This window comes from Atopobium sp. oral taxon 199 str. F0494, assembly GCF_000411555.1.
Classification (GTDB): domain Bacteria; phylum Actinomycetota; class Coriobacteriia; order Coriobacteriales; family Atopobiaceae; genus Lancefieldella.
The window spans coordinates 1,213,401-1,234,647 of sequence record NZ_KE150486.1; the positions used below are offsets into that span (position 1 = coordinate 1,213,401).

The 21,247-nt window shown below is 50.4% G+C and carries 21 protein-coding genes; 20 read left to right on the forward strand and 1 reads right to left on the reverse strand.

Annotated elements, in window-relative coordinates; translation table 11 throughout:
* The first annotated feature begins 6 nt into the window (after positions 1 to 6).
* From HMPREF1527_RS05510 to HMPREF1527_RS05600, 18 genes are all read left to right on the forward strand, one after another.
* Complete coding sequence (locus tag HMPREF1527_RS05510; protein ID WP_016477716.1) at positions 7 to 774, forward strand: type I restriction enzyme HsdR N-terminal domain-containing protein; 768 nt, start codon at positions 7 to 9, stop codon at positions 772 to 774.
* A gap of 516 nt (positions 775 to 1,290) precedes the next feature.
* Entirely contained in the window at positions 1,291 to 1,806 is a 516-nt protein-coding gene (locus HMPREF1527_RS05525) for a hypothetical protein (protein WP_016477719.1), read from the forward strand.
* Between the two features lies 1 nt (position 1,807).
* Positions 1,808 to 2,590 carry a DUF1828 domain-containing protein gene (locus HMPREF1527_RS05530; RefSeq protein ID WP_016477720.1) on the forward strand — a complete coding sequence of 261 codons (783 nt, stop codon included), beginning with the start codon at positions 1,808 to 1,810 and terminating at the stop codon, positions 2,588 to 2,590.
* Positions 2,591 to 2,709: 119 nt separating this feature from the next.
* The gene (locus tag HMPREF1527_RS05535) at positions 2,710 to 3,792 is read left to right on the forward strand and encodes a site-specific integrase (RefSeq protein ID WP_016477721.1); all 1,083 of its coding nucleotides are present in this window, start codon (positions 2,710 to 2,712) and stop codon (positions 3,790 to 3,792) included.
* A 229-nt stretch (positions 3,793 to 4,021) separates the two neighbouring features.
* Entirely contained in the window at positions 4,022 to 5,152 is a 1,131-nt protein-coding gene (locus HMPREF1527_RS05540; RefSeq protein ID WP_156825459.1) for a DUF4013 domain-containing protein, read from the forward strand.
* A 345-nt stretch (positions 5,153 to 5,497) separates the two neighbouring features.
* Positions 5,498 to 5,791 carry a 30S ribosomal protein S6 gene (rpsF, locus tag HMPREF1527_RS05545; RefSeq protein WP_016477724.1) on the forward strand — a complete coding sequence of 98 codons (294 nt, stop codon included), beginning with the start codon at positions 5,498 to 5,500 and terminating at the stop codon, positions 5,789 to 5,791.
* A gap of 56 nt (positions 5,792 to 5,847) precedes the next feature.
* Positions 5,848 to 6,324: a single-stranded DNA-binding protein gene (locus tag HMPREF1527_RS05550; RefSeq protein ID WP_016477725.1), complete on the forward strand. Its 477-nt coding sequence runs from the start codon at positions 5,848 to 5,850 to the stop codon at positions 6,322 to 6,324.
* 45 nt (positions 6,325 to 6,369) lie between these two features.
* Positions 6,370 to 6,642, forward strand: coding sequence for a 30S ribosomal protein S18 (gene rpsR, locus HMPREF1527_RS05555; RefSeq protein ID WP_016477726.1), 273 nt, complete (start codon positions 6,370 to 6,372; stop codon positions 6,640 to 6,642).
* 28 nt (positions 6,643 to 6,670) lie between these two features.
* Entirely contained in the window at positions 6,671 to 7,771 is a 1,101-nt protein-coding gene (locus tag HMPREF1527_RS05560) for a DUF2232 domain-containing protein (RefSeq protein WP_016477727.1), read from the forward strand.
* Between the two features lie 14 nt (positions 7,772 to 7,785).
* On the forward strand, positions 7,786 to 8,340 hold the full coding sequence (rplI, locus tag HMPREF1527_RS05565; protein WP_016477728.1) for a 50S ribosomal protein L9: 555 nt from the start codon (positions 7,786 to 7,788) through the stop codon (positions 8,338 to 8,340).
* Positions 8,341 to 8,822: 482 nt separating this feature from the next.
* On the forward strand, positions 8,823 to 10,280 hold the full coding sequence (gene dnaB / locus HMPREF1527_RS05570) for a replicative DNA helicase (RefSeq protein WP_016477729.1): 1,458 nt from the start codon (positions 8,823 to 8,825) through the stop codon (positions 10,278 to 10,280).
* Positions 10,243 to 10,710 carry a Panacea domain-containing protein gene (locus HMPREF1527_RS05575; protein ID WP_016477730.1) on the forward strand — a complete coding sequence of 156 codons (468 nt, stop codon included), beginning with the start codon at positions 10,243 to 10,245 and terminating at the stop codon, positions 10,708 to 10,710. Before dnaB ends, HMPREF1527_RS05575 begins: the two co-directional genes overlap by 38 nt.
* 56 nt (positions 10,711 to 10,766) lie before the next feature.
* Entirely contained in the window at positions 10,767 to 11,003 is a 237-nt protein-coding gene (locus HMPREF1527_RS08025; protein WP_369745366.1) for a type II toxin-antitoxin system death-on-curing family toxin, read from the forward strand.
* A 207-nt stretch (positions 11,004 to 11,210) separates the two neighbouring features.
* Positions 11,211 to 12,491, forward strand: a complete 1,281-nt coding sequence (locus HMPREF1527_RS05580) for an adenylosuccinate synthase (protein ID WP_016477731.1) — start codon at positions 11,211 to 11,213, stop codon at positions 12,489 to 12,491.
* A 3-nt stretch (positions 12,492 to 12,494) separates the two neighbouring features.
* On the forward strand, positions 12,495 to 14,657 hold the full coding sequence (gene purD / locus HMPREF1527_RS08030; protein WP_016477732.1) for a phosphoribosylamine--glycine ligase: 2,163 nt from the start codon (positions 12,495 to 12,497) through the stop codon (positions 14,655 to 14,657).
* Entirely contained in the window at positions 14,657 to 15,559 is a 903-nt protein-coding gene (locus tag HMPREF1527_RS05590) for an NUDIX domain-containing protein (RefSeq protein WP_016477733.1), read from the forward strand. Before purD ends, HMPREF1527_RS05590 begins: the two co-directional genes overlap by 1 nt.
* A 102-nt stretch (positions 15,560 to 15,661) precedes the next feature.
* Positions 15,662 to 17,503: an ABC transporter ATP-binding protein gene (locus HMPREF1527_RS05595; protein WP_016477734.1), complete on the forward strand. Its 1,842-nt coding sequence runs from the start codon at positions 15,662 to 15,664 to the stop codon at positions 17,501 to 17,503.
* A 47-nt stretch (positions 17,504 to 17,550) separates the two neighbouring features.
* A complete protein-coding gene (locus tag HMPREF1527_RS05600) occupies positions 17,551 to 18,564 on the forward strand; it encodes a hypothetical protein (RefSeq protein ID WP_016477735.1) in 1,014 nt (337 codons plus the stop codon).
* Between the two features lie 10 nt (positions 18,565 to 18,574).
* Here the strand turns inward: HMPREF1527_RS05600 and HMPREF1527_RS05605 are convergent, their stop codons facing one another.
* Positions 18,575 to 19,453 carry a PfkB family carbohydrate kinase gene (locus HMPREF1527_RS05605; protein WP_016477736.1) on the reverse strand — a complete coding sequence of 293 codons (879 nt, stop codon included), beginning with the start codon at positions 19,451 to 19,453 and terminating at the stop codon, positions 18,575 to 18,577.
* Positions 19,454 to 19,641: 188 nt separating this feature from the next.
* On the opposite strand from HMPREF1527_RS05605, the gene purE reads away from it, so the two are divergent.
* Both purE and srtB read left to right on the forward strand, forming a co-directional pair.
* Positions 19,642 to 20,103: a 5-(carboxyamino)imidazole ribonucleotide mutase gene (gene purE / locus HMPREF1527_RS05610; protein WP_016477737.1), complete on the forward strand. Its 462-nt coding sequence runs from the start codon at positions 19,642 to 19,644 to the stop codon at positions 20,101 to 20,103.
* 74 nt (positions 20,104 to 20,177) lie between these two features.
* Complete coding sequence (gene srtB / locus HMPREF1527_RS05615) at positions 20,178 to 21,095, forward strand: class B sortase (RefSeq protein WP_016477738.1); 918 nt, start codon at positions 20,178 to 20,180, stop codon at positions 21,093 to 21,095.
* The last annotated feature ends 152 nt before the right edge of the window (positions 21,096 to 21,247 follow it).

The window sequence follows — 21,247 nt, forward strand, 5'->3', positions numbered from 1 at the left end:
TTTGTAATGGCTGTATATCAGGAGAGGGCTAAAGAGCGTATTAAAAAAGGTCTTAGGCGCATGACCAACATTGTTGAGAAAGGACGTACAGAAGACTTCAAAGAAGCTGATACGCGAAAAATCGTTTCTGATATTTTGTGTGAATACCTTGGTTGGGATAGGTTTGATAACGTTACAGCGGAGCAAATGATTGGCTCTCGGTTTGCGGATTATGTTGTTAAGACCTCAGATGAAGAAGTCTTCGTAGTTGAAGTGAAGCAGATTGGACTCAAGCTTAAAGAAACCCACCTCAATCAAGCTCGTCAGTATGCTGTTGATGAAGGTATCGACTGGATTATCCTTACCAATGGCGATGACTGGCAGGTTTACCGCACAACCTTAGAGGGCAAAGTTCCGGTTACCAAGCTCGTATTCAGAGTGACCATATCAGACAAGACAATGCTGCCAGCACAGAAGACTGACCTACTTTACCTCCTCTCCGAAGAAGCCCATCGCAAAGACGAGATCGAAGATTACTACCAGAGACGCATCGCCCTTTCCGGCGAGAACCTTGCTGATCACATTCTTTCTCCTGAAGTTATGAACAAATTGAGAATTGCCATAAAGAACACCACAGGCCAAAACCTCAAAAACTCTGAGATAGCCGAAGCTCTTCTTATGCGTCTATTCCTACCTGAAAAGATCACTGATGACAATCGAAAAGCTATTCAAAAGATGAAAAAAGAAGAGAAAAAGACGGTTGTAAAGAAAAAAGTTTCCAACGAAGAAGTGTAGGAGCTGGGAAATACTATGCAATGTAAAAAATGCGGTTCTGAGAATGTTGTAGTTCAGATCGTACAGGAAGTACAACTCGTTAACCATCACCACAATATTCTATGGTGGATTTTTATAGGCTGGTGGTGGCTGCCTGTGAAGTGGATATGGCTTACTGTTCCCGCTCTTATCGCTAAGCTGTTCTTCCGCCGTAAGACGATTAAGCAGAAGACCATGAGTAAGTGTGTGTGCCAGAATTGCGGCTATGTATGGAATGCCAACTAAGGGCAAGCGCAGGATAAACCATGAAGTTTGGTATACGTAAGCCGAGCATCAAACGCTCTATAAAGGCTCGTACAACAGGGAAACTCAAACGACGGATTAAGAAAGCCTTCATCCCTGGATATGGAAAGAAAGGGGCAGGACTTGTCAAGGATCCTCGTAAGTCGATCTATAACCGTATCTATCGGCGTACTACGTTCAGCTTGGGCGATCTGCTGAAAAGGCTTTTTAGGTAAGGATTTTGAAGGGACTGTAATGTCAAATAAATTTTATTCATTTTTTGATTTAACTTTAGAAACACAATCTCTTCTCAAAATGCCAAAAGATCCTATAAAAATTACAGGTCCTATTTACTGGCCACAACCGGGAACGGGAATGAATATTGAGCTTCAGTCTAGTGTAGACCGTGAGATTAAGTTCTTTCTTGATATTTCTGAGTCAAAGAGGACTTCGTCAGTTTTGGTGGGCATACAAGGTGATAGAAAATCGAAAGCACAAGCGCGAGCTGCATCTCGCCAAATGATCAGAATTGATATTGCGGATAACGAAGCTCTTTTGGTACACCGAAATCCTGATGGAACTCTTATAAGAGGAAACCATATTCACCTGGATGTTCCTGAATATGGAACGAAGTTTGCTGTCCCGATTAGTCAACAGGATATTATAGTATCTAGTGATGGGAGTAATTCAATTCAGTCTCTTTTCCAGTCGCTACTAAAAGTCGATACGGTTAGTAATAAACTATATATGAACTATTCTTTGGGGGTGTAAGATGCTAGTTGAGCAGGCCAACAAAATTATTGATAACTACTCCAAGTGGGTTATTTCAAATATGTTCGCTGTACAGCAGGGAAATGCTGTACGCATCATTACCCCTATGCTTGATCGTAATAACGACTGCATGTCCATCTTAATTGGTGAGTCACCAAATGGTGGATATTCGCTCACTGATTTAGGAGAGACGATTTCAGATCTTGAGCTTTCGGGACTAACGCTTTCATCTGAGACAAGAAGCGCAAAGCTTGATCAGGTGCTTGCTGGTTTTGGGGTTAGCAAGACAGATGCTAATGAACTATTCATATCTGCCAGCGATGATGATATTTCAATCAAGATGAATATGATGCTACAGGCTATGATTTCTGTTGACGATCTGTTCTTTCTAAACAAAGATTCCGTGCGTTCTCTCTTTTTCGAGGATGTTGGGATGTGGATGTATGAGCATAATATTAAGCCTATTGCAGGACCTTCATATGTAGGTAGATCTGGACTTTATTACAAGTTTGATTATGCAATTGCTGGTGCAAAGATAAATGAGTTGAAGCTTATAAAGACCGTCAATAATCCTACTGAGACTAATGTCTGTAATGCTCTTTTTGGTTGGAAAGATGTTGAGAGTAGCCGAAAGGGTTCCACTGGGTATATCTTTCTCAATTCACGTAACGGGAAAAACGGAAAGATTGAACAGTCAGTTATAAGTGCCTGTTCTGCCTATGGGATGAAGCCTATTCAGTGGGGTATCAATGAGAACGCCTACATAGGCGAGCTTGCTGCATAAGATTGTTACCTTATTCATTATGTTTCTCTGTACACATTAAGATACCCTCTGTGTCTGCCAGAATGTGAACAGAGGGTAACACTCGTATACTTTTAGAATAGAAAGTGTTCTTAGCATAAATGATAGAGAAGACTTCTACTGGTAAATATCGTGTTCGCGTCGATATGGGGCGCGATCTTCACGGCAAGCGTCTTAGGAATACTAAGACGGTTCCAACCATGAGGGAAGCCCGAGCGCTTGAACACATGTGGGCAGAGATGGCGCGAACCGATGCTGTTATCAGAGATCACATGCGCTTTGATGACTTTGTGATTCAATACTATCTTCCGGACAAAGAAAAGCACCTGAGATACAACACAGTAAGACGTTATAAATTAGAGATTAAAAAGCGGCTTCTGCCGGCTTTTAGTCATAAGTACCTCGAAGATATCAAGCAGAGAGATATACAGGCACTTCTTGACTCTTGCGATACCAGGAACATGGCTAAGGTATCCCGTGATGTGTTGCGCCAAATCCTCAATATGGCTATGAAGTACGGTTATGTCAAACAGAACGTGGCCGCGCTTACGTATGACTTTCCGGAGCGTGCCATCCGTCCTGAGGACCACAACGGTACGTGGCTCACAAGTTTCGAACAACACGATGAGTTCATTGAGAAAATAGACAACCAACTCTTTAAGACAGTCTGCGTACTTGGCCTAAGCCTAGGGCTTCGTAAAGGTGAAATATTCGGTCTTGATTGGGAGGACATTGACCTAGATCATCGGGTGGTCCATGTCAAGCAGACCTATGTTATGGAGGGCAGTGGCTACAAGCTCATGGCGCCAAAGACCGCTAAAAGCGATAGATACATACCGTTGCGCTACGTGGCGACAGAGTATCTGAAGGACCTCTATGAGAGCAGGGGAGAGCCAACAGGTGCGGTCGTTATCAACAAATATGGATATAGAGCGAGTCCAAATAAATGTGCCGAGCGATGGACAGAGTATCTTCAGAAGCATGATCTTGAAAAAGTCAGTATACTCAATATGCGCCATAGCTTTGCGACTGCTTGTGTGAATGCAGGCATGGATATCGTAAAGGTGTCGCGCATGCTCGGACATACCCAGATATCAACGACCGTAAGCCGTTACGTGCGATATAAGGTTGATGACATTCAAGAGGAGTTTGATCGTTTGAGTGTGGGACAAAAGAGGGATTAAAAAACGGTCGGAAAAGCTCATTTTTAATACTGTAACAGTAGAAATAGGATAGAACATATATTCTATTTTTACGGCTTCGAATCCCTCCTCCTCCGCCATTTTACTTTTCTTGTATATACCGATTTAACTGGAAAGTTACTGCGTGTCTATGAGTTGATTTGTCTATTTTTTACAGAAATGCTAGCCTTTTCATGAACACAATTTTTGGTGTATTCCGAAAGGAGAAATGATGATGGTATCTGCTCAGGAACTTGAGGGCTTCCGTCGGGATCGCTATTTTGCCCGCGCCTGGACCCTTACAACGAAGAATAAGGGTTGGTGGAAAACCGCGCTGCTGCTGACTCTTGCGTGCCTTGTTCCTGTTGTGGGACCGCTTGGCGTATCAGGGTATATTGCCGAATGGATGCGCACGGTTGCATGGGGTAACAACATCAGCATTACAGATAACAAGACAAGTGTTGGTCAGTCAATCTCAAGCGGTTGGCGTATGTTTGTTGTGGGGCTTGTATATTGTCTCGCATTTGGCCTTTTGGGTATAGCGGCTCTCTTTATTCCAGTGCTTAACGGCATCCTGTTCCCGTTTTTTGTTATTGCAGGCATTTTGTTGAGCTACTTTGTGATTGTTGCTCAGCTCCGCGCTACCATTTATCAGAAATTGAGCGCGGGCTTTAACGTCAGGGCTGTCGTTCAGATGTTTAAGCATGGATTTCCTGGTTTATGCCGGATTTATGCACTCAGCATAGTTGGAGAGTTTATTGTCGGATCCCTTGGATCGATGTTTATGGGAGGTACGTTTATCGCGTACTTTTCCGCCCTGCTGAATGAAGGATTTGTCTTTGGCGGCCGTATGACGTTAAGCGCTTACTATCGTATGCTCAATGCCGCGCTGATGGCGACGATTCCTTCTTTCTTGGTGAACGCTATTCTTATTGCTGCTATTTCTGTTGTGCTGAATTTAGTAATCAGTGCGGCGTTTGCTTTGTGGATGCGCCAGTTTAATCTTCCCTCCTGGGGTAAAAGCAGCGATCCTTTGCCGCCGTATCTGTATGATCCTCGCGATGAAGCGATTGCTGAAGAAGCGCGGCAGGCTACGGCTGCCGAAAAAGAGCCAGTCGCTCAGCCTGTTACTCCCGTACAGCCTGCTTCGACGCAGCCCGCCCCAGCGCAGTCTGTGCCTGATCAAACCACAGAACCAGCGGCTCCGGCAACTGACGTGGCAGCGCCGGCAGCTCCAACAACCGAAACTGACGTAGAGGTTGTCCCGTTTGGACAGTCAGGACAGGTGTCCGAGAAGCCCGCTAAAGAATCCGCTGGTGAGCAGGGAACAAATACCGATCCGTTCGCGCCAACACAACAGTAGTTGACGAACGTTGTTTGATCTAGGCATTGAGAACAAATGCCTTTGAACGGCCATCATGCAGATTGTGTGATGGCCGTTTTCTTATATAAGCGGTGATATGGAACGGAAGGCCTTCTCGCCAGCGGATTGTTGAAAGTTGTGGTGCGCCTCGTCAGAATGCGGACAGATTGCAGTCAGAACCGTACGGTAGGCTTGAAGTGCCGGATTTGTCTGGAAAGAGAGAAAAGGAGAATTCGAGGTGATGCGGACAGAGGCGCAGGTATGTGGTATGATGCTTGGTCGAACCTTTCCTGCTTCGGACGCACCTTCACTTTCCGAAGCCATTAGCCCAGAGGAGGTGACCATATGAAGGCCTATGAACTGTTGTATTTTGTCGATCCGTCCTCTTCCGAGGAGATTCGCGCCGGTGTTATGAAGCGTATTGACGTTGCCATTACCACCGATGGAGGCGTAGTCGACAACGTCGAGGACTGGGGTAAGCGCAAGCTTGCTTTTGAAATCGACAAACTTACCGAGGGTGATTACACCCTTATCAACTTCCATGCAGATCCAACGCAGATTGCAGAGCTCGATCGAGTTTTGCGCATCAATGACGCCGTAAAGCGCCACATGATCGTGCGCCGTGTCGACAAGGACTAAGTCCTAATGGAAGGTGGAACGCAGAGAGCGTTTCCACGATGAGAGGCAGTGAGAGTATGAGCATTAACAGAGTGAATATTTCGGGCAATCTGACTCGCGACCCTGAGCTTCGCTCAACAGCGGGCGGCACCCAGATTCTTTCATTCGGGGTTGCCGTTAACGATCGTCGCAGAAATGTACAGACCGGCGAGTGGGAAGATGTTCCCAACTTTATTGATTGCGTGGTGTTTGGCCAGCGTGCCGATGCGCTTTCCCGCTTCCTCTCCAAGGGTTCGAAGGTTGCCATTGAAGGCAAGCTTCGTTACAGCACTTGGGAGACGAAAGAGGGACAGCGTCGCAGCAAACTTGAGGTTGTTGTGGACGAAGTTGAGTTCCTTTCCAGGAATCAGCAGCAGGCAAGCGCTGCTCCCGCTCCCGTACAGCAGCCATCGGCGCCCACATACGCGGCGCCCGCTCCACAGGCTGCCGCCCCCGCTCCGCAGGCACCTGCCGCGCCAGCAGCTGATGTCTACGACGAGGACATTCCGTTTTAATGAATACGGCAGCTGAAATTCGGTTGCCACAGAAAGGTATATGACATGGCTCAGCAGAAACAAGATTTTCAGCGTCAGCCGCGTCGCAAGTATTGCCAGTTCTGCAAGGAGGATACTGAGTATATTGACTATAAGGATACTCAGCTTCTTCGCAAGTACATGACCGACCGCGGTAAAATCAAACCTCGTCGCGTCACTGGCACCTGCACGCAGCATCAACACGACATTGCGCTTGCTATCAAGCGCGCTCGTGAGATGGCTCTTCTGCCTTACACCGTTGCGGTTGTTTCAAGCCGCGGTGGTCGTAATCGCGGATAGTCGTGGTTGAGAAACGATGCGATAACGTATGAAAGGCAAGCGAGATAATACGGGCCTACCTCCTGTTCCGCGCGGTACACAGGGAACTCATACCCAGGGTTCTCGTGATGCGCAAGGTTCAGAGAAACGCTTTGGGTCTTATGACGCGAAGCGCTCGGCGGCTCATGAGCAGCCTTCGTTTGAGCAGGGGCTCTTACTAGTGGCTTTAGGAGCGTTGGTCTGCTCATATCTTACCTTTGTCGGCGCAGCCCTCGTAAGCTATGGCATGGTTGTTACCTGCTATAAGAGAGGTTGGCGAGAAGCACTGGGCGCTTCATTGTTGGCGCTTCTTGCGGTTGGCGGGATAGGATATCTTTCTGGAGGCTTTGCCGCGTTGACAAGCGCGTTTTGCGCCGGCTTTATCGCGGTATGCGTTGGTGTTTCTGTCTCGCGTGGTCTATCGACAACTAGCATAAATTTGGTGATTATTGCCGCAGGAGCCCTCCTCATTCTGGGGGGATATGCCCTGCTCGCTACCTTAGACGGGACGACACTTTCCGCCAGCGTTGACGAAGCGTTTGAATTTTACCGGTCGCAGTATGCCAATGTGTCCCTGAACGGTTCAGTTGGTTTTGCGTATCTCAAAGGCCTAATGAAGCTCTTTTGGCCCACAAGCTTTACCTTGGTTGCGCTGGCATACTATGTTGTCGCGCGTATTGGTGCACGAGGTGCTTATCGCGGCCTTGGAGGAAACCGTACGCTTTTGCCGCAGCTTGCGGAGTACGATGTGCCTCTATGGCTTGTGGCGTTGGGCATTTTGACGCTTGCGGTATATGCGGCAAGTCCAACGCTTCCGTATTACGGAGACGAGGCGTTTCAGGCGTCTGTTAACGTACTGACGGCAATACGGTTCGCCTTAGTTGTTCAGGGCGTCGCTGTGGTCGTATGGTTCTTGCGGCGCCATGGCGTATCACCCGTGCTGACGATGGCTTTATTTATATTCGCGGCGTTTCTCGAAATTCAGGTTGGTATAGTAACTTTTGTCGGTCTAGCCGATATCTGGGCGAACTTCCGGCGCCTTTCGCGTGGGAAGAGGCCTGGCGGCGAGAAGACCGCACAAACAAAAAATCAGTCGGCTTCGGCTGACTGACCGAAGGAGTTCCCATGAAAGTAATTCTCTTGGGCGAGCTTCGTGGTAAGGGCGGAGAGGGCGACATCGTAGAGGTTGCCCAGGGCTATGCAGAGAACTTCCTGTTCCCTCAAAAGATTGCCCAGCCCGCTACCCCAGGCAACATTAAACAGCTTGAGGAGCGTCGCCACAATATCGCCAAGCGTGAAGCCGAGCGTCTTGCGGATGCGGAGGCTACAAAGGCCGCCCTTGACGGCAAGCTCGTTACCGTTGACGCCAAGATTGGCGAGGAGGGACAGCTGTTTGGTTCTGTCACTCCCGCGCAGATTGCCGATGCCATCAAAGATCAGCTTGGCGTTGAAATTGATCGTAAGCGCATTGTGCATAGCGCCGCTATCAAGACCGCCGGTCGCCACAAGGTGATTGTTGACCTTTACCGTGAGGTTGAGGCTACGGTTTCTGTTCAGGTTGGCCCTGAAGAGGCCGCGGAAGAGGTTGAGCCTGCCGTTGCGGTGAACGAAAGTGTCGCTGTGGAGTCCGAAGAAGTTGTTCCTGAGACGGAGACTGAGAAGGCAGAGACCACAGAATAACTTTTTTCACGCGATTTTTTGATCGTCGCGAATGTTCTTTTGACAACTGGGGTTTTCTACAAAAATGCCAGTTGGAAGAAAAAAATAAGTCTCATGCCAAGGTTTTGAAACACCAGAAAATGCCCCTGCTGTAATTGTTTGCAGCGGGGTATTTTCGTAACTTAAAGAAGGCTTGGTAATTTATACCATGTTTTATCTGCTGTTTTGTAAAACCATGTATAAAGTGGAGCAAAGTCCTGCAAAATTGCAGTGGACTCTGCATAACATTACCAGGCGGCAAATTGTGGAGTTTTACCGTTTACCAAAAAGTCGACAAAATGTTGAAAATGTTGAAAACTAGCTGAAGTCCATATCACTGATACTATGTTGTGAAAAAAACTGTTGAATACTTTTTCTGACATACCGCCGGCAAAAAAAGAGGGCCTTTTTGAGGAAAAATGCGCTAGTATTCTCTTTCCAAGACTGAAAGAAATGGAACCAGAATGTCTGAAATTGTAGATGAGATTAATCCAACGCGACTGAATGCGCTTGAGAAGGTGGCTATGCCTCAGGATCCTGAGGCGGAAATGTCTGTCCTTTCAGCGATGATGAACGATGAAGAAGCTCGCGCGGAATGTCTCATCCGTCTTACGGAAGAAGACTTCTATACACCCTCTAATCGCTGTATCTTTAACGCCATCAGCTTTCTGTTTAATCATAACAACGCCGTTGACCCTCTTTCGGTATCTGACACGCTTAAAAGTAAAGGCGAACTTGAGAAAGCGGGAGGACCTGAGCGCATCGCGGAACTTGGCGGAGATCCGCTTGCTCGTGTGGGCTGGCAGTATCATGCAGAGATGCTCCACCGCGACAAGACACTCCGCAAAATGATTTCCGCTTCAGCGCAGATATCGGCGCTTGCCTATGATGCTCCTGAAGACACCAAAGAAGTTGTCGATGCGGCTCAAAAGCTTATTTTTGACGTAACTAACTCAGATGTCTCAGAAAGTGAGCAGCCTATCAGCGCTGTCATGAACAATCTCTATCAAGAACTTTCGGACAACGCAAACAAATCAAAAGTGGAGCTTGGCGTTCAGACCGGTTTTCCTTCTGTTGATGCCGTGCTCCTAGGCTTGCGTCCGGGACAGATGGTTGTTGTCGGTGCCCGCCCCGGTGTCGGTAAGACATCGTTTGCGCTCAATCTTGCTGTGCAGGCTGCTGCGACCGGCGCGAATGTGGCATTCTTCTCGCTTGAGATGAGCAAGATGGAAATCGCTCAGCGCCTCTTAGCGTCTTCATCGCGTGTCTCCCTTACGTCAATTCGCTCCGCGAAGATAGCGCCTGACGATTGGCCTCGTCTCGCGGCGGCTTCCGCGGCTATTTCCAATCTTGACATTATGATTGACGATACGCCCGGCATAACAGTTACCGAAATTCGCGCCAAGGCTCGCCGCATGCTCCACAACAAACCAAAGGGCATTATTGTCATTGATTATCTGCAGCTGCTTTCTCCTCCCGCAAATCAAAGGCGGGTGGATAACCGCGCTACTGAGGTATCTGAGATGTCACGCGGTATCAAGATTATGGCAAAAGATCTTAAAGTGCCTGTTATTGCGCTTTCTCAGCTTAACCGTACGCTGGAGAATCGCACCGGCAAGCGCCCGCAGCTGTCCGATTTACGCGAATCGGGCGCTATCGAGCAGGACGCGGACATCGTTATATTGCTAGACCGTTCGATGAACGAGGACGAAGCCTCTCGTAATGACCGTCCCGACATGGGCATCACTAATCTCATTATCGCGAAGAACCGCTCAGGGTCGCTTGCGGATATTTCTCTCACGTTCGTGGGATCTTCTACCAAGTTTGTAGAGGTAATCGAAGGGTATGATGACGCTGACGCCCTGACGGCGCGGGAAAATTCATGTGCGCGACAGTTACCTTACAAATATGAAAATCAATAAACTCGTGTACTTTGCCTACGCGAACGCTCTTCAGGCTGGAAAAAAGCTTTTTGATGACGATATTGAAGTGTGGGCTTTCGGCCCAGTCGTGCCTAGCGTCTATAAAGAGTTTGCTCATTATGGCAGTGGGCAGATTAAGTTCTTGCCGTTAGATGAGGTTCCACAAGAGGCTCTTCTTGTCGCAGAGGACGTATGGGGCAAATATGGTTTCATGACAGCTATGGATATCATGGAATTTAGTCATCGCAAGGGTGGGGTATGGGAAAAGAAATATATTCCCGGTCAACGTCACATACGTGTTGATGATTCCGATATCAGACAGTCTTCTGATGGTAGCGAACTTCCGAAGCTTGAAGGAACCTTTGCGGACGCTATGAGTAAGTCCTCTAAGCGGTGGGCAAATGTTCTCGACATGCTTGCCGATAGCTGATAGGCATTAGTCAAAAAGCAATCGAACTCCGTCAAGAAGAACTGGAAGCGTTTCTTATTGAACAAGCAGCAGCCCTTACCGTATTTATCGCAAAAGACCACGCATTTTCAGACGGCAACAAGAGAACGGCACAGCAAATACCATCAACTATGTTCTCGCGGTGGCTTAAGGGATTTGATGATATTAAGTGTAGTGACAACGAAATGTATGATGAGATACAAGGGATAGCTAAAGGGGAAGTTTCACAAGTAGAATTTGCTACATGGCTCAAGCAGAAGATTGTATTCAAATAAAGACTAGCCTGAAAAGATATTCTTTAAGCATAGGTACATCCTAAATACCGAACTTATACCGGACTTGTGACTTTTATGAACTTTTTCGGACAGAGAATGACAGCTAGGAAACTTTTGGAGATTTAAGAACGCCAAGAACCTCTATACTAAATGAGCAATCCCATGTGATTGCGTATGAGCCGCCATAGAGTGCGATAGGGAGAACGTATGTCAGCTTCTGTTCTTGTGGGAACCCAGTGGGGCGATGAAGGCAAGGGTAAAGTTACCGACCTTATTTCCGGAGATTTCGACGTAGTCTGCCGATATGCGGGCGGCGCTAACGCGGGGCATACGGTTATTGCCGGAGACACTAAGCTGGCGCTTCACCAAGTTCCCTCCGGCGTTATGTACGACAATACCTATCCCGTCATTGGTAACGGGTGCATCGTTGACCCGGAGATACTTCTCGGCGAAATCGACATGCTTGAAAGTCAGGGCATTTCTTGTGAGGCGCTGAAGATTTCCGGCAACGCGCATATTGTTATGCCCTACCATAAGGATCTTGATGGCGCGCACGAGAAGAAGCTCGGCAAGAATCTTATCGGCACCACCAAGCGAGGCGTTGGGCCAACCTATATGGACAAGATGAATCGCACCGGCCTGCGCATGCAGGATATGCTTGACGAGAAGATCTTCCGCAAAAAGCTTGAGGCGGCGCTTGAGTATACCAATCCTATCCTTAAGCTGGTTTATGGCATGCCAACCTATACCGTTGACCAAATCTGTGAGACCTACCTTCCCTATGCTGACCGTCTGTGTCCCTATATCGTGGAGTCCTCAATCTTTTTGAATGAGCAGCTTGAGGCAGGCAAGAATATTCTTTTTGAAGGCGCTCAGGCTACCATGCTCGATATTGATCACGGCACCTATCCGTTCGTGACATCTTCAAACTGCACGGCAGGAGGTGCCGTTACCGGTTCTGGCGTAGGTCCCACCAATATCGATCGCGTATTGGGCATCGCAAAAGCCTATCTTACCCGCGTGGGTTCAGGACCGTTCCCCACGGAGCTTTTTGACGAAACGGGCGACCGTTTGGGTGAGGTAGGGCATGAATATGGAGTTACTACGGGTCGCAAGCGTCGGTGCGGCTGGTATGACGCGGTGGTGGTCAACTACGCCGCGCGAGTCAATGGCCTAACCGACCTCGCCATTACTAAGCTGGATGTTTTGGGATGCCTGCCTGAAATTAAGGTGTGCGTAGCTTACGAGTGTGACGGTAAAGTTTATAAGACAGTACCTGAGCATCAGAGTGTCTTCTACCACGCAAAACCCGTCTACGAAACGCTGCCGGGCTGGGAATGCGATATTTCCGAAACGCGCAACTTCTATCAGCTCCCCCGCGAGGCTAAGGATTATATCGATTTCCTCGAGCAGCTCGCCGGCGTGCGTGTTTCCATCATTACCGTTGGACCCGAACGTGAACAGACCATCGACCGCTACTGGAGGTAAGACGTGGTACGCGCTGCGCACTGCGCTGGTTGCCGGACGTTTGCTCTCGTAGCCGACAACCCTTGCGGATTTGAACGCGAAGATCTTGAGGCATTAGAGATTCTCTTGATTCCTAACAGGCTGAACGCTCGTGCTGAAGAAGTCGCGGCGTTCTATCGTCAGCTGCTGAGTGAAGAATATACAGGTATTCTGTCCGTTCATGTGAGCTCAGAGCTGGCGCTTTCCTATAAGACAGCGGAGGATGCCCGGGGAAATATTGTCGGCGATGGTGTTGCAAATCAGCGCGAAGCGCATGATGTTCCTGGCGAGAAGATCGTGCTTCTCGATACCGGAAACGCACCTGCAGCGCAGGGCATCATTTTGGAACGACTGAGCGCTGCGCGCGCGGCTGGAGCAAACCTGAAGGCGGCTGCGGCGTATGGGCGTGAGCTCAGCGAAGCGGCCAGCACGCTTTTTATCTCCATGAACGGCGAGAAACTTGTGCGCCATCAGCATCGTCCTCACCGATTTTCCTTTCGCCAGCAGTTTGAGCATGTGCGCCGTCGCATTTCATCGGAGATGTATCTCTATCTGTTGGCAAACGGTTTATTGAAAGAGATTGCCCACAGTCACGACATTTCCGATCTTACCGCGCGCATTTCTCGATCGCTGAGCGCGGCGTATGTGGTTGAGGGGCCGCTTGTCTACGTCATCATTTCTTCAGGTGACCATCGGGCCAGACTTGCGCTGGAAAAGCCTTTGGATACCAATGAATATGAGGCTGCGCTGCTCGCGCGCCGACCGGCTTCAAAGGAATTTTCTCCGCATATCGGGACAACTTCGGTGGGCGTCGCGTTTGTTCCTAAAAATCTGTATGACAAAGCGGAGGAGCTGGCCGTGGATACAACCGACGTTTTGCTCTTAGGAGCCGGTGGCCGTGAATATGCGCTTTTGACCAAGCTGCGTGAGTCGCCGCATGCGGGAAAGTTCTACGTCGCGCCCGGCAATGGGGGCATGGCCGTGCTAGCGGAAACCGCGCCGATAGACCAAAACAATCCCGAGGAAGTGGCGGCATTTGCTCGCGAGAAGAACCTGGGTCTTGTGGTTATCGGCCCGGAGGCGCCGCTTGTAGAAGGTGTTGCCGATGTCGTACGCGCGGCGGGCATTCCCTGTTTTGGACCCAGCAAAGCAGCCGCTCAGATGGAGGGATCGAAAGCGTTTGCCAAGGGCGTTATGCAGCGCGCGGGTGTTCCCACAGCAGCTTGGAAGTCGTTTACCGATGAAGCTTCCTGTGAGGCCTATGTGCGCGAGGTGGGCGCTCCGATAGTCGTCAAGGCTGACGGCCTGGCGGCCGGTAAAGGCGTTATCGTCGCGACTACGACCGAAGAAGCTCTTAAAGGCGTACACGAGTGTTTTTCCGGCCAGTTTGGCGCCGCGGGCACTACAGTGGTAATCGAAGAATTCCTTGAGGGACCTGAATGCTCGTTGCTTGCGCTTACTGATGGCACAACGCTTGTACCGCTTGCGACAGCGCAGGATCATAAGCGTGCCTTTGATGGTGACCGTGGGCCCAATACCGGCGGCATGGGCGTTTTTTCTCCCAGTCCGCATGTTACGGGCGATGAACTCGCAGCCATGGTTGCCATTGAGAAGCGAGTAATCACGGAGCTTAAGGCGGAGGGAATCACCTATTCAGGCTGCTTGTACGGTGGCTTTATGCTGACTGACGAAGGGCCCAAAGTTCTGGAATTCAACGCGCGTTTTGGAGATCCCGAGACGCAGGCCATTTTGCCGCGGCTCCAAGGGGATCTCATTGAAATTATGCTCGCCTGTGATGAGAGTACCCTGGATGAGCAGGAGATATCCTGGTCCGATATGGTCGCGGTTTCCGTGGTGCTGGCAAGCGCGGGGTATCCGGGTTCGTATGAAGCAGGCAAGGAGATTGACGGCATTGAGTCTGCGGAACAGGAGCCGGGTATTTTTGTAAACCATGCCGGCACCGCTCGCACACCCGATGGCCGTCTTGTGACCGCCGGAGGCCGAGTGCTTAACGTTACAGCTCTGGCTCCTGACTTTGAGAGCGCGCGCAGTTTGGCATATGAGGCCGTTGATCGGATCAACTTTGACGGTAAGCAATATCGCACCGATATTGGACGTAAGGCACTTGAACCACGTAAGGCGCATTGATGACTGAAAAAAAGAACGCAGAGTTTTTAACCAAGAAAGAGCCGTTTGAGGCCGAGAAGGACTCGCTTGAACACAAGGGCGAGCAGCCCGAGATCAAGGACGAGCAGGACGCTCACCTTGAGTGTGAGCCAGAGATTGTTGAACCTGATGCCGATAAGAACGATGCTTCCGCGCAGGCCGTTCTTTCCGCAGAGGATAAGAGCGCAATTAGCGGAGCCGTCTCCGATTTGCGAGCCGCGGCCGAATTGCTCACCTATGACGGCGACCGAAAGACCGTTGCGGGCGCTGCTCCGCATATGTCGGGGATGCCTGTAGAACGTGAGCTGGTCTTTGGTAATGATGATCCGCGCGACGCGGCTCTTGCAGAAAAGCCGATTTCCGAAGACGTTGCATGGACCGGTCGAATCTTTAATGTCAACCGCTTGCGTGTTGAGTTGCCGGACGGTCGCGTAGCGCTGCGCGATGTCGTACGCCATCCCGGAGCCGTGGCGGTTGTGGCTCTTACCGACGAGGGCCGTATTTGTTTGGTTCGTCAGTACCGGACGGCAATTGACCGCGTTACGATTGAGCTGCCTGCGGGAAAGTTGGACCCCGGCGAGGATCCTCTTGACTGCGCTCATCGAGAGCTTCTGGAAGAGACCGGTATGCAGGCGGAAAAAATGGCGTTTTTGACGAGCATTGCCACTTCGGATGGGTTTACTGACGAGATAATTCATATTTACATGGCGACAGGTCTCACGTTTGTCGGCTCCGACCCCGATGCCGATGAGTTCATAAACGTTGATTTGGTGGAAGTCTCTGAGCTCATTGATGCGGTGCTTGATGGGCGCATTGAAGATGCGAAAACCGTGGTAGGAGCGCTTTTGTGTGACTCTATCTCGCGCAGATTGCAGGCTTCGTAGGCTACAGGCTTTGAAGTGGTCTTCGGCAATTCTCACATAGAGCAGTCTGGCTGTCGCGGTACTCGGTAGCGCGGCAGCCTCGTATATCAGACAGGATTACTCATGACAGACAGTACTTCTCGCCAGCAAAACAGCGATGGCGAGAAAAACAGACGATCCAAAACACAAGTCGCGCTGCATAAGAATATCTTTTTGCGCTTTCTTTCGTACTATATGGGTCAGCGTCATCTGTTCTTTATGGACATGGTCTGCGCGCTTGTAATTGCAGGTACCGAGCTTGCTTTTCCGCAGATTTTACGGCAGCTTGCGGGAGGTCTGTTCACGGAAGACAAAGACGCTATTGTAGGATCTCTCGCGCTGGTGGCTGTCGGGCTGATTGGTATGTATGCCCTGCATTTCTTCTGCCGCGTCTTTGTTATTAGCTGGGGGCACATCATGGGGGCTCGCATGGAAAGCCATATGCGAGAAGACCTGTTTGACGCCTATGAGCGCATGAGTTTTTCGTATTACGACCGCCATAAGACGGGCGATTTGATGAGTCGTTTGGTGTCCGATCTTTTTGACATTTCTGAGACGGCGCATCACGGTCCTGAGTACCTTGTAATCGGTGTTATGGAGATTGCGGGCTCATTCGTTATCCTTTCCTTTATCAATGTGCCGCTTACCCTCGTTATGGTCGCTATCGCTGTGGCGCTGGTAGTCTTTAATTTCTTCGCCAATGTGCACATGAGAGCTATTTTTTGCGAGAATCGCGTCCGCATTTCAAACGTCAATACTCAGCTTGAGGATTCGCTGGCGGGCATTCGCGTGGTTAAGGGCTTTGCCGCCGAAGACCATGAGCGGGCTAAGTTTCGCAAAAGCAATGACGCCTATCTGGATTCCAAAGCGCGGATGTACTTTGCTATGGGTCGCTATCACGGTGCTATCGATTCGATGATGGGCATACTCAATACCACCATTGTGGTGTTCGGCGGCTGGATGATCGCGCACGAACAGATGCGCGCCGTTGACCTGGCTACTTTCGCGTTGTATGTGTCTCTTTTTACCACCCCTATTTCAAACATTCTGAACTTTACGGAAACGTTCCAAAAGGGTCTGGCGGGCTTTCAGCGGTTTACGGAGATAGTGGACACGCGCCCTGATGTTGAAGATAAACCGAACGCCCCTGATCTTGCGGTTTTCGCAGGCGAGATTAGCTACGAGGACGTTCACTTTTCTTATGACGGTGACGATGAAGTCATCAGAGGACTGAATCTTCACATCGAGCCAGGGAAAACAGTTGCCCTTGTTGGCCCCTCCGGCGGCGGAAAGTCAACGACCTGCTCTTTATTACCGCGATTTTATGATGTAACGTCAGGATCTATTACCATTGACGGTCAGGACGTGCGCGACGTGACTCAGCATTCGCTTCGCGATGCCATTGGCCTTGTACAGCAGGACGTCTATCTTTTTGACGGGACTATCGCGGAAAACATCGCATATGGCTGCCCTGAAGCAACGCGAGAAGAGATTGAAGCGGCTGCTAGGCGCGCCAATATCGCGGCGTTTGCGGAAAGCTTGCCTGACGGATACGATACGGAGGTTGGGCAGCGCGGCACACGGCTTTCCGGCGGGCAAAAACAGCGCATTTCCATCGCCCGTGTCTTTCTGAAGAATCCACCGCTGCTTATTCTGGATGAGGCTACATCGGCGCTGGACAACGAATCGGAGCGTGCGGTTCAGGAGTCTCTTTCCGAGCTTGCAAAAAACCGCACAACGCTCATTATCGCGCACCGCCTTTCCACCATCATGGGGGCTGATGAGATTATCACCATTGAGGGAGGTCGAGCGGTTGAACGCGGCACCCACGAGGAGCTTCTCGCCAAAGAAGGAACGTACGCCACATACTATCGCATGCAGTTTGGAGCGGGCGCTGAAGCAGGTAGCGTTGTGCGCGCGAGATAAAGACGGAAATAACGTATAATCATCTCGTTGTGGACGGAAAGAGGATTATGGCTACAGACCAAAGAAAAGAGTTTGCTCGCAGGCAGCGCGGTGCACTTGACGCGGATGCCGCTGAGGAGCTCTTTACCAAGGTTGATGAAACCGGCCATCCTAACGAGGAGCGCGCCGCTGTTGAACGGGCTCGCCGTGCAGGCGGCGCCGAAGCCGTTGATATTGACCCTCTGAGTGGCACCGATCCTTCAGGGTCAAATGTCGAGAAGGTCATTACGAAGACCGCCGTTATTTTTATGCTGGTGTTTCTTGCGGCCGTTGTACTCATGCAGATTTCTTGTGGCTTCATCCGTCGAGCCAACACCGCAAACCTGACCGAGTCGGTTACCGTTCGTACCGTAGCGTCCGCTTTGCGCGGCGGTGTTGAATGGGGAGACGGCTTCACGCAGTTTCCGGAAGACTTTTCCGTCCAGGAGGCTGATGAGAACACCGGGCGCGTTGAGGTGACGGTTACAGATACCAGCTCCGGCAATGTATTGGAATGCCTGTCGGCGTCGTCTGTTCAAGCTCAGGCTTTCGCGTTTAACTGCCTGTTGAACCCCAAGATCAATACGGTTGTCTATCACGTAAACACCCATCGCGGCGACGAGGGACACCTCAAGAAATCGGAGCTCTTTGGCTTCTTGAAGCCAAGTGGCGATGCTACACCCATCTTTACCTTTACCTATTCCAAGACGCAGTCCGCTGCGGGCGTTACCATTACCTGTGTAACTACGGGCGCCGATGAAGATACCCAGACTCAGCTTCGTGACCAGATTGCCACATCGTATACGCCGGTGCGCGTTCTGGACAACCTGGTTAATGGCGGCAACAATAGCTCCGGCTCCGGTACCGGAAAGAGCAACAGCAATAGCACCGGTGCCGAAAAGAGCAGTGGCGGCGGCAATAAAGAAACGACAGACGGAACCGCCAATGGCTCCACCAGTGATTCCGGCGCTTCCGGATCTGGATCGGGAGCCAGTGACGGTTCAGGAGTCGGAGCAAAGAACAGCTCAAACGGCTCAAACTAAGTTTTTAGAACTACTGTACGAGCTGTGTAATCTCTCCAAGTACGGACTCAAAAGAAACGCCGCGGACCTCAAAGTCTGGCTGTTCGCGTGTGACTTTCATGGCGTCGCGAACAAACGCGCCGGCAAATGCGCAGGCGTCTGCAAGACCGCGCTCGCACATAAGGGCAGCAAGGAGAGCCGAAGCGAAAAGATCACCGGTTCCGTGCAGCATATACGGCAGTAGCTCATCGGCAACTTCGGTGACCTCGGTGCCCTTCTCGCCACGAACAGCGATGTAATTGCGGATAAAGCCGTCGCCGCGAACAATGCCTTTGAGCACCACGGACTTTGCGCCCATCGAAAGCAGCGCGTCAAGATAGCGCCCGACCTGCTCATCAGTAAGGTTCTGGCCTTCGTATTCGATGCCGGTGAGAATGCTTGCCTCGGTAAGATTTGGCGTCAAAACGTCAGCGCCGTCAACAAGGCCACGCATAGCATCGCAGAGTTCCTGCGTGTAGGTTGGATACATGACGCCGCCGTCACCCATTACCGGGTCAACGATACGAAGCGCCTTTGGATGCTCGCGATACAAGCGCTGAATGCTTGCAACTTGCTCAGCAGCGCCTAAAAATCCGGAGTAAACGGCGTCAAGTTCGATACCCTCATCCACCCACGCGTCAAGGTAGTCAGCCAGCATATCGGTGGTGTCGTGCATGTAAAACTTAGGGAAGCGAGTGTGCGCCGAGAAGAGCGATGTGGGAACAGGGCATACATCGCAGCCAGCTGCGGAAAGCACCGGAATCGCTACGCCAAGTGAGCATTTTCCGTAGCCGCACAGATCATGAACTGCGGCGATGCGCGGAATATACGCGCCTCTACGTTTGAACAAGACAGGATTAGCGTTACTCATAGGATTTCCTTTCACGTGGACTGATGGACCAACGCCAGAGAACATGATAACGAAAATAGGAAGAAAATATAGTGCTTGTGTGACTCTCGTCAGGTGACGGAGGTGCTTCTCGCTGAGTAATTTATACTTAGTGAGGATATGCTGGTAGCAATGGCGCTGATACAGGCCGGAGTAGTGAAGGAGCAACTATGGCGGAACAGCCGGTTGTTGGGATTATTATGGGCTCTAAGTCTGATCTTCCTGTCATGGAAGGCTGCACGGCGGAGCTCGAACGCATGGGCGTTCCCTACGAGCTGGTCGTCGCCTCCGCGCATCGCAATCCACAGAAAGTTCACGAATGGGCAAAAACGGCAGCTGATCGGGGCCTCAAGGTGATTATCGCCGCCGCGGGAAAAGCCGCGCATCTTGGGGGTGTCGTAGCTGCGTATACTCCGCTTCCTATCATCGGAGTTCCTATGAAGACCAGCGATTTAGGCGGCATGGACTCACTGCTTTCGATGGTGCAGATGCCGTCGGGCGTGCCCGTAGCGTGCGTGGCTATTAACGGGGCAAAAAACGCGGCCCTCTATGCTGTGCAAGTTCTGGGCTCCTCGCTTCCGGAATATCGCGAGAAGATTATAAGGCTGAAGCAAGAAATGGCTGACGCGTAAGGTATCTCATGGCGCCGGCCAGCATACAGATGATGCGGACCGGCATACAGAAAGAAAGTTAGGCAGGATAGTTTATGACAGAAACACGAGGCAGACATTTTGCGGGAAATACCACTCCATCGGACACCCGCAGCTCAGCCTCCACGGCCGTGAAACCTTTATCGTATGACCTGAAGAAGAGCGGCACAAAAGGAGGAAATGAAAGCCACGGTGGCAAGAACAAGCGGAAGGGGAAGCGTTCTGCTCGTATCGTGTCGAACCTTCTGTTGCTTATCGGCATTCTCCTCATTGTCGCGTCCGCATGCCTTTTTGCAAAGTCGCAATGGGACTACCACCAGCAAGACGTTATCAACGAAGAGCTGGCTCAGTATGCGACAATTCCCGAGAACAATGACACGGAGGCTCCAGGGATTGATTGGGAGGGTCTGCGCGCCATTAATTCGCAGATTGTCGGGTGGATTCAAATTCCAAACTCTCCGGTGAATTATCCTGTGTATCAGACAACCGATAACGAGCACTATCTGCACACTAATGCAAAGGGCGAGTATTCCGTCGGAGGACAGATTTTCCTGGATTACGAAAACGACCCCCATGGCCTTGTCGATCAGCAAACTATCGTGTATGGCCATCATATGAAGAACGGCTCGATGTTCAAGTACATTGGCAAGATGAACGACAAGAGCGTCTTTGACAGCGTGGATACCATTTGGTATGAAACTCCCGAGAAAAAATATGAGCTAGTGCCGCTGTTTATCTATCATGCGTCGGACGATGATGACAGCGTCAGGCAGTTTAATTTTTCGACGCCGGAGGAATTCCGCAGCTATTTGAAGGAAAAATTGGGCCGAGCTGTTAACGCTCGAGCCGGCGCGTCTGAGATTATTGACCGGGTAGACCACGTTATGACTCTTGTAACCTGTAACTATTCTGATCAGTATGGTCGCGCCGCTTTGGTATGCGTGCAGAAATCGGATCTTCAGCCCTCCGCGTAAGCAAGCGCGCGCTTAAAACCGAAGACTATCGATACCATATTGTTACGCACCTCGAACAAAGAGCGTTTGAGGTGCCTTTTCTTCTCGCCAGCGAGTACACTAGAGAGGCAAGCGGCTCTACGAGTGCGTATGAGAGGCAATCAGAAAGGAAC

Bases quoted from the DNA above. Each gene is read 5' to 3' on its own strand.
- HMPREF1527_RS05510 (WP_016477716.1), top strand. From the start codon at position 7: ATGGCTGTATATCAGGAGAGGGCTAAAGAGCGTATTAAAAAAGGTCTT.
- HMPREF1527_RS05525 (WP_016477719.1), top strand. From the start codon at position 1,291: ATGTCAAATAAATTTTATTCATTTTTTGATTTAACTTTAGAAACACAA.
- HMPREF1527_RS05530 (WP_016477720.1), top strand. From the start codon at position 1,808: ATGCTAGTTGAGCAGGCCAACAAAATTATTGATAACTACTCCAAGTGG.
- HMPREF1527_RS05535 (WP_016477721.1), top strand. From the start codon at position 2,710: ATGATAGAGAAGACTTCTACTGGTAAATATCGTGTTCGCGTCGATATG.
- HMPREF1527_RS05540 (WP_156825459.1), top strand. From the start codon at position 4,022: ATGATGGTATCTGCTCAGGAACTTGAGGGCTTCCGTCGGGATCGCTAT.
- rpsF (WP_016477724.1), top strand. From the start codon at position 5,498: ATGAAGGCCTATGAACTGTTGTATTTTGTCGATCCGTCCTCTTCCGAG.
- HMPREF1527_RS05550 (WP_016477725.1), top strand. From the start codon at position 5,848: ATGAGCATTAACAGAGTGAATATTTCGGGCAATCTGACTCGCGACCCT.
- rpsR (WP_016477726.1), top strand. From the start codon at position 6,370: ATGGCTCAGCAGAAACAAGATTTTCAGCGTCAGCCGCGTCGCAAGTAT.
- HMPREF1527_RS05560 (WP_016477727.1), top strand. From the start codon at position 6,671: ATGAAAGGCAAGCGAGATAATACGGGCCTACCTCCTGTTCCGCGCGGT.
- rplI (WP_016477728.1), top strand. From the start codon at position 7,786: ATGAAAGTAATTCTCTTGGGCGAGCTTCGTGGTAAGGGCGGAGAGGGC.
- dnaB (WP_016477729.1), top strand. From the start codon at position 8,823: ATGTCTGAAATTGTAGATGAGATTAATCCAACGCGACTGAATGCGCTT.
- HMPREF1527_RS05580 (WP_016477731.1), top strand. From the start codon at position 11,211: ATGTCAGCTTCTGTTCTTGTGGGAACCCAGTGGGGCGATGAAGGCAAG.
- HMPREF1527_RS05590 (WP_016477733.1), top strand. From the start codon at position 14,657: ATGACTGAAAAAAAGAACGCAGAGTTTTTAACCAAGAAAGAGCCGTTT.
- HMPREF1527_RS05595 (WP_016477734.1), top strand. From the start codon at position 15,662: ATGACAGACAGTACTTCTCGCCAGCAAAACAGCGATGGCGAGAAAAAC.
- HMPREF1527_RS05600 (WP_016477735.1), top strand. From the start codon at position 17,551: ATGGCTACAGACCAAAGAAAAGAGTTTGCTCGCAGGCAGCGCGGTGCA.
- HMPREF1527_RS05605 (WP_016477736.1), bottom strand. From the start codon at position 19,453: ATGAGTAACGCTAATCCTGTCTTGTTCAAACGTAGAGGCGCGTATATT.
- purE (WP_016477737.1), top strand. From the start codon at position 19,642: ATGGCGGAACAGCCGGTTGTTGGGATTATTATGGGCTCTAAGTCTGAT.
- srtB (WP_016477738.1), top strand. From the start codon at position 20,178: ATGACAGAAACACGAGGCAGACATTTTGCGGGAAATACCACTCCATCG.